The organism is Nonomuraea cypriaca (genome assembly GCF_015645445.1).
Taxonomy (GTDB): domain Bacteria; phylum Actinomycetota; class Actinomycetes; order Streptosporangiales; family Streptosporangiaceae; genus Nonomuraea; species Nonomuraea cypriaca.
Map to the genome: position 1 here is coordinate 1 of NZ_JADOGI010000040.1, position 12,391 is coordinate 12,391.

General features: G+C 72.3%; 12 protein-coding genes. 4 read left to right on the forward strand and 8 right to left on the reverse strand.

Annotated features, from left to right (window positions below; translation table 11 throughout):
* The 4 genes from ITP53_RS15605 to ITP53_RS15620 all read right to left on the reverse strand — a co-directional run.
* Positions 1-690: HAD family hydrolase (locus ITP53_RS15605; protein ID WP_195896108.1), on the reverse strand; the 690-nt coding region annotated here is incomplete at its 3' end.
* 99 nt (positions 691-789) lie between these two features.
* The gene (locus tag ITP53_RS15610) at positions 790-1,797 is read right to left on the reverse strand and encodes a hypothetical protein (RefSeq protein ID WP_195896109.1); all 1,008 of its coding nucleotides are present in this window, start codon (positions 1,795-1,797) and stop codon (positions 790-792) included.
* A 90-nt stretch (positions 1,798-1,887) separates the two neighbouring features.
* A complete protein-coding gene (locus ITP53_RS15615) occupies positions 1,888-2,316 on the reverse strand; it encodes an anthrone oxygenase family protein (RefSeq protein WP_195896110.1) in 429 nt (142 codons plus the stop codon).
* Between the two features lie 74 nt (positions 2,317-2,390).
* On the reverse strand, positions 2,391-2,852 hold the full coding sequence (locus ITP53_RS15620) for a PPOX class F420-dependent oxidoreductase (protein ID WP_195896111.1): 462 nt from the start codon (positions 2,850-2,852) through the stop codon (positions 2,391-2,393).
* A gap of 113 nt (positions 2,853-2,965) precedes the next feature.
* Here ITP53_RS15620 and ITP53_RS15625 point away from each other — a divergent pair, with 113 nt between their 5' ends.
* Positions 2,966-4,000 carry an NAD(P)-dependent alcohol dehydrogenase gene (locus ITP53_RS15625; protein ID WP_195896112.1) on the forward strand — a complete coding sequence of 345 codons (1,035 nt, stop codon included), beginning with the start codon at positions 2,966-2,968 and terminating at the stop codon, positions 3,998-4,000.
* A gap of 36 nt (positions 4,001-4,036) precedes the next feature.
* On the opposite strand, the gene ITP53_RS15630 is transcribed toward ITP53_RS15625, so the two are convergent.
* From ITP53_RS15630 to ITP53_RS15645, 4 genes are all read right to left on the reverse strand, one after another.
* Complete coding sequence (locus tag ITP53_RS15630) at positions 4,037-4,804, reverse strand: MauE/DoxX family redox-associated membrane protein (protein ID WP_195896113.1); 768 nt, start codon at positions 4,802-4,804, stop codon at positions 4,037-4,039.
* A 9-nt stretch (positions 4,805-4,813) separates the two neighbouring features.
* Positions 4,814-5,410, reverse strand: a complete 597-nt coding sequence (locus ITP53_RS15635; protein ID WP_195896114.1) for a cell wall protein — start codon at positions 5,408-5,410, stop codon at positions 4,814-4,816.
* A gap of 10 nt (positions 5,411-5,420) precedes the next feature.
* The gene (locus ITP53_RS15640) at positions 5,421-5,870 is read right to left on the reverse strand and encodes an RlpA-like double-psi beta-barrel domain-containing protein (RefSeq protein WP_195896115.1); all 450 of its coding nucleotides are present in this window, start codon (positions 5,868-5,870) and stop codon (positions 5,421-5,423) included.
* A gap of 145 nt (positions 5,871-6,015) precedes the next feature.
* Positions 6,016-6,909, reverse strand: a complete 894-nt coding sequence (locus tag ITP53_RS15645; protein WP_195896116.1) for a class I SAM-dependent methyltransferase — start codon at positions 6,907-6,909, stop codon at positions 6,016-6,018.
* 161 nt (positions 6,910-7,070) lie between these two features.
* On the opposite strand from ITP53_RS15645, the gene ITP53_RS15650 reads away from it, so the two are divergent.
* From ITP53_RS15650 to ITP53_RS59250, 3 genes are all read left to right on the forward strand, one after another.
* The gene (locus ITP53_RS15650) at positions 7,071-7,739 is read left to right on the forward strand and encodes a hypothetical protein (protein ID WP_195896117.1); all 669 of its coding nucleotides are present in this window, start codon (positions 7,071-7,073) and stop codon (positions 7,737-7,739) included.
* A gap of 27 nt (positions 7,740-7,766) precedes the next feature.
* On the forward strand, positions 7,767-12,098 hold the full coding sequence (locus tag ITP53_RS15655) for a cation-translocating P-type ATPase (protein WP_195896118.1): 4,332 nt from the start codon (positions 7,767-7,769) through the stop codon (positions 12,096-12,098).
* Between the two features lie 101 nt (positions 12,099-12,199).
* Positions 12,200-12,325, forward strand: coding sequence for a hypothetical protein (locus ITP53_RS59250; protein WP_268961051.1), 126 nt, complete (start codon positions 12,200-12,202; stop codon positions 12,323-12,325).
* Positions 12,326-12,391 lie beyond the last annotated feature (66 nt).

The window sequence follows — 12,391 nt, forward strand, 5'->3', positions numbered from 1 at the left end:
GGGTTCGGTTTCGTCCGCGGTGGGGGCCGGGGCCAGTGATGTGCTCCTGTCCAGCCCGATGACCAGGCCGAAACCGCCCCGGCGGCCGGCCTCCACGCCCGGGATGGCGTCCTCCACGATCGCCACGTCGGCGGCGGGCGACCCCAGGCGGCGGGCCGCCTCCAGGTACAGTCCGGGATCGGGCTTGCCAGGCAGCCCCAGCTCGGCCGCGTCGTTGCCGTCCACCAGCACGTCGAACAGGCGCATCACACCCGCCGACGACACGACGGCCCGGCAGTGCCTGCTGGCGGAGACGACCGCCGTACGACAACCGCGCCGGCGCAACTCGTGCAGCAGGTCCACCGTGGAGGGAAAGGCGGCCACCCCGTGCGCCTCGATCTGTTTGACGAACAGCGCGTCCTTGGCGAGCCCCAGCCCGTGTACGGTCGCCGCTCCCGGCTCGTCGTCCGGGCCGCCCTCGGGCAGGGTGATGCCGCGCGAGGCCAGGAACGCGCGTACGCCGTCCAGCCGTGGCAGCCCATCCACATAGCGCAGATAGTCGGACCGGATGTCGAACGGCGCAGAGCGCCCGCGCAGGAAACGATCGAACACGTGTTTCCAGGCGGCGGCGTGCACGCGGGCCGTGTCGGTGACCACGCCGTCGGTGTCGAAGACGACCGCTCGCAGCTTGGACAGGTCGAAGGTGGCCATGTCCAGGACGCTACCCGCGCACGCGCCGCCCAGCCCTCCTGACCGGCCTTTCCGGGCCTGTGCCCACGACGAATGCCATGGGCCGGTGGGCCGGGCGGGTCAAGAGCCGGTGATGCTGATGCCGGTGAACCACTCCGTGGGGACGCGGACCAGGCCCGGCGATCGCGGTACGACGGCGAGGTAGATCCCGGCGGTCTTCTGGACGGTTTTCCGCTTGAACCGCTCGCCGTGGCTCAGCGCGGCACCGTTGCGGTCACTGAAGTGCAGTCTGCTGGTGGCGCCTGGACGAGCGGTCATGGTGTTCTGCTGTGTGATGCCGTACCAGACGAGCGCGCCGCCGGCGGCGGTCCTGAGCGCGTAGATCTCCGGCGCCGGCTCGGAGCGGATGGTCAGCGTCCACTCGCCGTTGGCCTGCACCGTCTTGCGCTCGGTGCGGGCGAGCCTGGCCCGCTCCCTCGCGTACGAATCGGCCAGGAAGAGCCGGCCGGCGCCCCGGTTCTCGCCGAAGGTGTTCTGGAGGCGTGCGTGCGCCTGGACGATGCCCTGCGGGGAGGCGATGAGCCCGGTACGGTCGTCGGCCGCCAGCACTGTGGCGAGGCCGTTCTTGTCCCGCGCGGCGGCGGGCGGGCGGGACTTGGCCGGGGTGACGGACATGGCGACCATGCGCCAGCCGGCGGGCGTCTTCTTGAAGATCCCCTGGTGCCAGTTCTTGGTGCCCTTGCGGTTGTACTCGGCCATGAACCACGGTTCTCCGGCGACCTTTCCCGGTATGGCGAAGCGCGGCTTGACGATGGCCTTCGCAGGGGTGTCCACGCTCTCGCCGATCGTCGTGAGCAGTTTGCTCTCGGCCGTGCTGATCTGCGCGGCCAGCCCGGCGTCCGCCGCGCTCCAGTCCGTGCCGCCCTGCCGCCGGGCCTCCTTCGTAGCCTTGTCCCACTGGTCGAGGATCGCCCTGGCCTCGGTCGCCGACACGACGCCACGTGGTTCGGCGGGGGCCGCCGAGGACGGGCCGCCGAAGGCGGAGGAGGTGGCCTGCCCGCCGGTGCTGCAGGCGGTGGCGGACAGGGCGAGCGCGAGGAGCGCGACAGGTAACGGGCGGATGGTCATGGCGGTTCTCCAGAAGGTCGAGTCTCCCGGAGTACGCAGCCGCCGGCCGCCGGGGTTCAGGCCCGCCCGCCGCCATAACCAGAGGGTTGGTCACAGGCCGGTCAGCCCGATCCCGACCAGCACGAGCGAGGCGAACGAGGCGACGGCGCGCAGCGTGTTCCAGCCCGTCCACCTGGGCGAATAGTCCTTCCACGGCATCGTGCCCGCGTTGATCGCGTTGTTCATCGGCACGTTGACGGCCACGGTGACCAGGAACGAACCGGCGAAGTTCACGCCGGCGGCGGCGTAGAACCAGACATTCCCCGTGAGGAGCCCGGCCGCCAGCGCCGCGAGCGGAGCGCCGAGGAAGGCGACGTAGAGCCAGGGGTTGAGGATCTTCCTGTTGACGCTCCGCATCGCCGCCTCGGCCTGGGCGGGCTCGACGGCGTTCAGACCCGGCATCACGGACATGGAGAAGGCGTAGAAGAGGCCCGCGAGGGCGCCGTGCAGCACGAGCGTGACCAGAGGGAGTACCACCATGGGCTCATCCTGACGCCCGCGGGATGAGACGGTCCATCGCTCATACGCTCAATCCCATACGCGTGCCGCCACGGTCAGGCCAGGCGGGCGGGGAAGCCGCCGGTCGCGATCGGGCCCCAGCGGTCGATGTGCAGGCGGATCAGCGACTTGTCCTGGCGGCGCATGGCGGCGCGGTATTCGTCCCAGTCGGGGTGTTCGCCGGCGATGCAACGGTAGTAGTCCACCAGCGCGTCCAGGGCGTCCGGCATGTCGAGCACCTCGGCGTGCCCGTCGATCTGGACGTACGGGCCGTTCCAGTCGTCGGACAACACGCAGATCGACGTACGCTCGTCGCGGCGGGCGTTGCGGGCCTTGGCGCGCTCGGGGTAGGTGGAGACCACGATCCGGCCGCCCTCGTCCAGCCCGCAGGAGACGGGTGACAGTTGCGGCCGCCCGTCCGTACGGGTGGTCGCCAGCAGGCCGTGGTGCCTGGTGCGGACGAAGGCCAGCAGTTCGGGAAGTTCGACGTGGCGTGCGGTCGCGATGTTCGGAGCCATCTCGGAGTGCCTTTCGGTCGTAGTGCGATACTGATCCTTTCACCTTGGAGGTTTCTCCAGGTTTTGGGGTTTCGGGCGTTGACCGCAGCCCGGCGCCGACCAAAGATCGAAAGATGAGAGCAGTACGCGTACACGAGTACAACAAGCCTCCGGTCGTCGAGGACGTGCCGGAGCCGCAGGTCAGCGGGCCGCTGGACGTGCTGGTCGAGGTGGGCGGCGCCGGGTTGTGCCGTACGGACCTGCACATCGTCGAAGGGCAGTGGGCCGAGAAGTCCGGCGTGGCGCTGCCGTACACGATCGGGCACGAGAACGCCGGCTGGGTGCGGGAGGTCGGCTCGGCCGTGACGGACGTCCGGCCGGGGGACGCGGTGATCCTGCATCCGCTGGTCACGTGCGGGCTGTGCCGGGCCTGCCGGGCGGGCGACGATGTGCACTGCGAACGGTCGAGGTTCCCCGGCATCGACACCGACGGCGGCATGGCCGAACTGCTGCTCACCAACGTCAGGTCCGTGGTCAAGCTGGATCCCGCGCTGCGGCCGGTGGACGTCGCCGCGCTCGCCGACGCCGGCTTGACCGCCTACCACGCGGTGCGCAAGGCGGTTCCGCTGCTCTATCCGGGCTCGTACGTCGTCTCGATCGGCGTCGGCGGGCTCGGCCACATCGGCGTGCAGTGTCTGGCCGCCATGACGCCCGCCGAGATCATCGTCGTGGACCGGTCGCCGGCCGCGCTGGAGCTGGCCAGGGGGCTGGGCGCCACGCACACGGTCCTGGCCGACGGCCGGCAGGTCGAGGTGGTCGCCGAGCTCACCGGCGGGCAGGGGGCGCACGTGGTGCTGGACTTCGTCGGCGAAGGCGGCACCGAGGCCCAGGGGGTGGCGATGCTGCGGCGGGCGGGCTCGTACTTCGTGATCGGGTACGGAGGCCGCGTCGACATCCCGACGATCGACATCATCTCCAGCGAGATCAACGTGATCGGGAACCTCGTCGGCTCTTACAACGACCTGGACGAGCTGATGGCCCTCGCCGCGCAGGGCAAGGTCAGCCTGCACACCCGCACGTATCCCCTCGAAGCGGTCAACGACGCCATCGGCGACCTGGAGAGCGGACGCCTCCAGGGCCGCGGAATCCTCGTGCCGGCTTCCCGCTAGATCGGGCCCGCGCCGGTTGAGGCGAGGGTGTCCCGGTCAGGCGAGGGCGGCTTCGTCGACGAGGGCGACTCTGACGGCCGTGGGGTCGTCGGTGGAGAGGGGGATGGCGAAGATCGCCGACTGGTCGCGGGCGCCGTAGACCACGTAACGTGTCCCGTCCTCGTCCCACGTCTCGCGTACGTCCGAGGTGAGCCGGCCGGAGGCCGAGCAGTACGCGGGGCTGCGGCGGAGCAGGTGCAGCGAGGTCTCCAGCGGGACGTCGGCCGGCGTGGGAACGGCGAGGGGGCGGCGCAGGCGTACCAGGAGGCGGCGGGCCGGGGTGAGCCAGTAGCGGTCCAGCTCCGACGACAGGGCCAGCAGGGCCACGACCTCCAGTACGACGAGAGCCGGCAGCGGCGGGTACGCGCCCGCGCCGATCGCCGGCAGCGCGGCGGCGAGCAGGAGGCCCGCGCGGGCGAAGGCGCGCAGGTCCACAGGACGGGAGTGGGTGCCCAGGCAGCCGCACGACGCCGTGGGGGCGGCGACGTGGGCGTAGGCGAGGTAGGCGAGGAAACCGGCCGCGAGCAGCGCGGCGGCCACCCCGTCCAAGGGGTGGGCCGGCGGCAGCAGCAACGCGCCGGCCACCGCGAGTTCGGCCAGGCCGACGAAGCGGAGCGCCGGGACCGCGCGCGCCGGGCCGGTCAGCCGGGCCAGGGCGGTCTGCCCGGCCTGTGCCCGCATCCGCCGGCTGAGCAGCTTCATCAGGCCCGCCCAGAGGAGGAAGAAGGCGATCACGTACGGCTGCGACGCGGCGATCCCGTGCATCTGCGGCTCCTAGTGCGGGGAGAAGACGGTGGCGATGTCGACCTCGTTCGTGTCGGGCCGCCAGGCGCCCAGGATCTGCACGTGCTGGCTCACCTTCAGCAGCGACAGGTCCGAGGTGGGCGGCGACTCGGAGTGGATGGCGACCGACTTGCCGGGCACCACGTGGCACAGCACCTCGTGCCCGTTGTGGTCCAGGTGCAGCGTCTGGTCCTTGATGTTCTTGATGTGGCCCTTGATGTTGACGATGTTCAGCCACACCGACTCGGCGGCGAGCATCCCGTCGGGCATCCGCACGCCCCTGGCGTACAGGCCGTCACCGGGCCTGGCCTGGTCGAAACCGACCGGTCCCAGCTTCCACAGGCTCGTGCCGTCGACGACCCTGATGTTGTGGAACACCATGTTCGAGCCCAGGACGAGCAGCGTGTTGTCCTTGATCGAGCGGATCCGGCCCTCGGCGAAGTTGGGGTCGGGGGCGCCGGGCTCGATCGTGGGGCCCGTGGTGGCGAAGGCCGCCTCCGCGCCGAGCGAGCCCAGCGCGGTCGCGGCGACGACGCCGGCACCCCCGCCGAGCACGGCGGACTTGAGCACATCCCTTCTGCTGCGCATCGTTCGCCTCCTACGGCGTCGAGATCTCGCACGGCCGCAGGCCGCTGGAGAGGCTGGCGATCGCGCTGTACGCGGCCGGGGTCAGGTCGATCAGCCGGTTGTTCGCGCAGGTCGCGCCGCAGCAGCTGCGCTCGCCGCAGAACAGGTCCGTCTGCGGGCCGCAGTCGGCGATGGCGGTGACGATGCTGGTGCCGCTGCACAACGCCGTGGTGCGGTGGCGGAAACCGCAGGTCCGGCGCGACAGGCTGACGCCGCACCGGTCGGGGCGGGTGATCGCCAGGCAGTTGTCGGAGGCGTTGGGCCAGGCGTGCTGCATGCTTCCTGAGTTGCAGGTGCCGCAGGCTCCCTTACCGGTGCTGCTGCACGGCCCCCAGGCCGTGCCGCAGCAGAACCAGGAGACCTCTCCTTGGACGGGGCCGAGTAAGTCGGCGGGCGGGTCGGGGGATTTGCTACGCGCCATGCGCGTCCTCCTTGGGTGAGCTCTGGACGATCTCAGCGAGGTTTGAAGCTTTCCGACTCGATCCATGAGTATCATGTAAGAATTTTTCGTCAATGTCTTGATTTTTCGGGCGCACGCGGTTTTACTCCGGTTGTTTACTCGCGGTTTACGACAGCTGGAAGTGCCAGACGACTATCGCCGGCACGTCCGCTATGGCGGCCTTCGCCGCGTCCGGCGCCAGGGCGACCAGAGACCACGGCCACAGCTCCCAGGGGCCCGGCGTGGCGGGCTCGCGCGGCGGGTCCTGAGGCTGCGGGCGGCCGACGGCCGGCGTCCTCGGCTCGTCGCAGCGGCGTACGTGCAGGCCGGCTCGCAGTGCGGCGCGTACGTAGTCACCGATCCTGTGGTGGTACGTGGCCACCCGGCCCGGCCGCCCGTCCGGCAGGCGTACGGGCGGGATGATGCCCCGCGCCACGCCTTCGGGATGGATGTCCGAGATCACCAGGTGCCCGCCCGGCCGCAGCACCCTGGCGAACTCGGCGAGCACCGGCTCCAGCGACGGCACGTGCGCCAGCGCCAGGGAGCAGACGACCAGGTCCACGGCGTCATCGGGCACCGGCAGGCGGTTCAGGTCACCGAGGCGGAACTCGCCGTCCGGCACCCGCTTCCCGGCCCGCGCCAGCATGTCGGGCGAGCTGTCCACGCCGAGGATCCGGTGGCCGCGCTCGGCCAGGGCCGCCGCCAACCGCCCTGTCCCGCACGCGGCGTCCAGGGCGACGCCCACCGGCAGCGCGTCGACGATCTCGGTCACGATGGGCTCGTCGAAGTCGAACGCGGAATTGGGGCCGTCGTACGTCTCCGACCAGATGCGGTAACCCTCGACTGTGTCCACACGGGCGACCTCCACGCCCGCGTCCGCCAGCGACTCGTCGGCCAGCAGGCCGCGGATCTCGGCGAGGCGCGCTTCGACGAACGCGCGGTCGTGCTCTCCGGTGAACGAACGTAGCAAGGCGAGGCCCTCGAGACCGAGGACATAGGCCAGCGGATGCTCATAGATCACCGGCGTCAGCCAACCACGCGACCGGCGCGGGTGCCACCGGTTTTCGCGTCCGATCTGGGCTTACAGAAACCCTCAAATCTTGCCTGTCCGGAATAACGCGACCGGTGGTGGATAGGAGGTCAACGAGGGCTTTTCCTGTCCAGGAGGAGGAGGAGGGGATCATGGCCGTCACACAGCCGCGAGGGCGTGCCACCGCCGCATCCGACGGGAAGCCGCCCAAACGGCTCTCGCTGGACCTGCCGATGATCAGCATCCAGGTCAGCAGGCCGGACGTGCGGTTGCCGCACGTGGAGATGCCGCACGTCCAGATGCCGCAGGTGACGATGCCGCACGTCCAGATGCCGCGGATCAGCAGGCAGGAGATGGGTCACTACGTCGACGTGGCCCGGACGTTCCTCCCGCCGCCCGAGCGTGTGGCGTACTACGGGGCGCTCGGCGCGCTCGCGGCCTTCGGAGTCGTCGACTGGCCGATCGCGGCCGCCATCGGCGCGGGTACGATCCTCGCCCAGCGGGGACGGCGGCAGGAGGCGGCCGAGGCCGGTGCCGGCGGGCCGCGTGCGACGCCGGCACAGGAGGCCGCGCCGGGCAGGGCGGCCACCACCGCCACGACCGCCCCGAGCCGTAGAACGACCCGAGCGACCACGACCCGCAAGGCCGAGCCCGGTAAGGCAGAGGCCCGCAAGGCCGAGCCTGCCAAGGCCGAGCCCCGCAAGACAGCGGCTCGCAAGACCGAGCCCCGTAAGACAGAGGCCCGTAAGACCGAGGCGGCGTCCGAGAGGCGCAGGACTTCGGGGACGACGAGACGGAAGAGCACCTCGCCGAGCAGGTGAGCGACGACGCCGTAGACGGGAGGCCACATGGCGTTGTCCGGCCTGCTCACCGCTGACACGCTGCTCAACATGCTCCCCGAACCTGTGCGGAGCATCCTCCCGCGCCCCCGCCGGGTACGACCGTGCCCCGGCGGAGTCCGCATCGAACTGCGGAACATCGGCGGGCCGCGTACGGAGCGGCGCGCCCGCGCCCTCGAGGAGCGGCTGCTCACGATGGGCGTCCCGCGCGCCGAGGTGAACGGGGCGCTCGGTTGCGTGTTCGTGGCGTGCGACGAGCAGACGGCTGACCTGGACAAGCTCGTGGCCGTCGTGGAAGAGAACGACGAAGGTGACGGGGGCGCGGAGCCCGGCGTGCGCGACGGTGTGGAGCAGCAGGCCCGCGCCGCGGTCAGCCTCGCGGCGCACGTGGCCGGCACCGCGCTGGCCACGGCCGGCCTGCTGGCCCGCGTACCGAGACTGCCTGCGGCGGTCCCCGCCTTCCTGGCGCTGGCCGAGCACACCCCGCGCGTCCGCAGGGAGCTGGAGCGGCGGGTCGGCAAGCCGGCCATGGACGCGGTGCTGGCGACCACCAGGATCGTCACGACCACCTTGTCCATGCGGCCCACGTCGCTGGTCATCGACTCCGTCGCCGCGGCGGGACGCTACGTCGACGCGCGTGCCGGGCGGCGGGCGTGGGCGCGGCGCGAGGAGGAGTTCGCCGTCGAGGAGGGGTCGTACCGGCACACCAGGACCGCCACGGCGGCGCGCCCGGTCCCGCTGCCCCGGGGACCCGTCGAACGGTACGCCGACGCGGCCGGCTCCGCGGCGCTGGCCGCGCACGTACTGACCACGGTCGTCAGCCGCAGCCACCAGCGGGGCCTGTCCCTGCTGATCGCGGGGATCCCCAAGGCGGCCTGCCTCGGCAGGGACGCCTTCACCAGCGCTGCCGCCCGCGTTCTCGCCGGCCGCGGCGCGATCGTGCTCAACCGCGAGGCCCTGCATCGCATGGACCGCATCGACACCGTGGTCCTGGACGCCGCCGTGCTCACCACGGACGCGTGGACCCTCGACAGCGTCGTCCCCCTCGTCCCGGACGTGGATCTGGACGATCTGCACGCCCGGCTGTACACGCTGCTCGACCTCACCGACCCGGCGGCCCGGCGCGAACGCGACGGCTGGAGCGTGGCGCCTCACCCGAGCGTGGAGTTTCACCCGAGCGCCCACACGGAGGACGTGCCCGAGCAGTGGCGTGCGCAGGGGATCCGGGTGGTCGCGGTGGCGCGGGAAGGGAGCCCGGTCGCCCTGGCCGGCCTGGCCCGCGAGCTGCATCCGCTCGCCGAGGCCCTGGTCGCCGCGCCGCGGGAGAGGTGCGCGGTGGTGCTGGCCGGCGGGGAGCCCGCGCTCGCCAGGCGGCTGGGCGTGGAGCGTACCGTCGAGGGCGGCGCCCGGCTGGGCGCGTCGGTGCGGGCGCTGCAGGCCGAGGGACACGCCGTCGCCGTGGTGTCACGGGGACGGCGCGGATTGCGGCAGGCGGACCTGGGCGCCGGCGTGCTCGGCGCGGCGGGGCGGGTGCCGTGGGACGCCGACGTGCTGGGCGAGCTCGACGGCGTGCACCTGCTGCTCCGGTGCCTCGCCTCGGCCAGGACGGCGAGCGTGCGGGGCGTCTTCGTGGCGGCGGCAGGCGTGGTCGCCGGGACGGGGCTGTCGCTCCTCGGCCCGCCCTCGGCCGCGGTCTCACGCGCCGCACTGGTACGTGACGGCACGTCCCTCGCCGCCCTCGTGACGGGGGAGTGGGCCGGGCGGGGCGTGGGACGGGAGGCTCCGCCGATCCACGCGGACCACACACCCTGGCACGCCATGGCTGCCCGCGACGTCCTGGACCGGCTCAGGACCTCGCCGAGCGGGCTGACCGAGGAGGAGGCCGGCCGCCGCAGAGCCGCCCTGCCCCGCCCGGCGGCCGAGGGCCCGGAGACCCTGACCGGCGCGTCCCTCGACGAGCTCGCGAACCCGCTGACCCCGATCCTGGCCGCGGGCGCGGGCCTGTCGGCCGCGTTCGGCTCGGTCCTCGACGCCGCGCTGATCGGCACAGTGACCGTGGCCGGCGCCCTGCTCGGCGGCGCCCAGCGGCAGGGCGCCGGCCGGGCGCTGCACCGCCTCACCGAGACCACCGCCATCCGGGTACGGCTGCGCCGCCCCACCGGCGGGCTGGTCTGCTACCCCGACGTCCTGGTGCGGGGAGACGTGATCGAGCTGCGGGCCGGCGACGCCGTACCGGCCGACGGGAGACTGATCCAGGCGGCAGGGCTCGAGGTCGACGAGTCCACCCTCACCGGCGAGTCGCAGCTCGTCCCCAAGACCGCCGTGCCGACCGCGGCGCCCGCCATCGCGGACCGGGCCTCCATGGTGTACGAGGGCACGACCGTCGCCGCGGGCCACGGGCTCGCCGTGGTCGTGGCCACGGGCGAGGCGACGGAGGCGGGCAGGACCGCCAAGCTGGCTCAGCGGCGGCCACCGCTGAGCGGGGTGGAGCTGCGGCTGCGCGCGCTGAGCCGGCGGATCCTGCCCGCCTCGATGGGCGCGGGCCTGATGCTGATGGTCGTGGAGCTGTTCCGCGGCTCGCCGCTGTCCCAGGCGGTCGCCCCCGCGGTGAGCCTGATGGTGGCGGCGGTCCCGGAAGGGCTGCCGTTCGTCGCCACCGTGGCCGAGCTCGCCTCCGCCAAGCGGCTGTCCACCCGCAACACGCTGGTCCGCAACCCGTCCACGATCGAGGCGCTCGGCCGGGTGGACGTGCTCTGCTTCGACAAGACGGGAACGCTCACAGAAGGCCACATCAGCCTGCGCCGCGTGTCGGACGGCCGGGTCGACCACGCGGTCGACGAGGCGCCGCCAGAGCTGCGGGCGATCGTCGGCGCGGCGCTGCGCGCGGGGCCACGGTTCGAGGGCGGGCGCGCCATCCCGCACCCCACGGACCGCGCTGTCGTGGAGGGCGCCGGGCGGATCGGCATCACCCCGGGCGACGGGTTGCGGACGTGGCAGCGCGTGGACGAGCTGCCCTTCGAACCGGCCCGCGGCTACCACGCCGTGCTCGGCCGGTCGGAGTCGGGGCAACTGCTCAGTGTCAAGGGCGCACCCGAGATCGTGCTCACCCGGTCCACGAGCATCGTCGTCGACGGCAGGACCGTCCCGCTGACCGGGAAGATCAGGCGGGAGTTGGAGCGGGAGGTGGACCGGCTCGCCCTGCGCGGCTACCGCGTACTCGCCGTCGCGGAGCGGCCCGCGTCCAGCCGCGCCGACCTCGACGAGTCCCGCATCGAGAACCTGCGGTTCCGCGGGTTCATCGGCCTGGCCGATCCGGTACGCCCGACGGCCAAGCGCAGCGTGGAGCAGCTCATGGGGGCCGGCGTACGCGTCGTCATGCTCACGGGCGACCATCCGAGCACGGCCGAGGCCATCGCGGCCGAGATCGGTGCGCTGAACGGCATGCGCGTGATGACCGGCCCCGAGCTGGAGGAGCTCGACGACGCGGCCCTGACCGAGACGCTGCCCGGAGTGTCGGTCTTCGCCCGGGTCACGCCCGAGCACAAGGCGCGGATCGTCACCAGCCTGCGGGAGGCGGGGAAGGTCGTGGCCGTGACCGGCGACGGCGCGAACGACGTGCCCGCGATCCGGCTCGCCGACGTGGGCGTGGCGATCGGGTCGCACGCCGCCCCCGCCACCAGGGCCGCCGCCGACATCGTCATGGCCGACGACCGCATCGAGACGATCATCGACGCGATCGTCGAGGGCCGGGGCATGTGGGCCTCCGTCCGCGACGCGCTGGGCATCCTGCTCGGCGGAAACATCGGCGAGATCGTCTTCACCGTCGGGTCCAGTCTCCTGACCGGCCACAGCGCGCTGAACGCCCGCCAGCTCCTCCTGGTCAACCTGCTCACCGACATGCTCCCGGCGATGGCGGTGGCCAGCCGCCGGCCCAGCGCCACCAGCCCTGAGCGGCTGCTCGCCGAGGGCCCGGAGGCGTCCCTGGGCGCCGCCCTAACCAGGGACATCTACCTGCGTGCCGTCACCACGGCCGCCGCGGCGGCGGTCGCGTGGCTGCTCGCGCGGGTCACCGGCACGCGCGGGCGGGCGGACACGGTCGGGCTCATCGGCCTGGTGGCGGCGCAGCTCCTGCAGACCCTGGCGCTGAGCGGGCGGGATCGCCTGGTGGTGCTCGCCGCGCTCTCGTCCCTGGCGGCGCTGTTCGTGATCGTCTCGGTGCCCGGACTCAGCAGGCTCTTCGGCTGCCGCCCGGTCGGCCCGTTCGGGTGGGGGATCGGCATGGGGTGCGCGGCGCTGGCGGCGGTGCTGGCCGCGGCGGTCGAACGGCCGCGTCCGGAGTAGTCATCGGTCGTTCACCGGATGGACACGCGGTTCATACCCATATATACATCTATGTGCCGAAATATGGTGTTAACCGTTGTTCTGACCTGTGAGGTAGAGAGTTGTCCGAGTTCCTGGCCTCGCTGCTCGCCAAGGCCGCCATGATGCTGCTCGAAGCGCTGATCATGCGCTTCGTCCAGAGCCTCGCCACGTCGATCGTCAGCCCCGGCGGTATCCGGCTGGCCTGAGCACTCGTCCGTCAGGGTTCGCCGGAGCGTCGGCCGCGTGTCACCGGCTGGTGTCCGGCGGTTGCT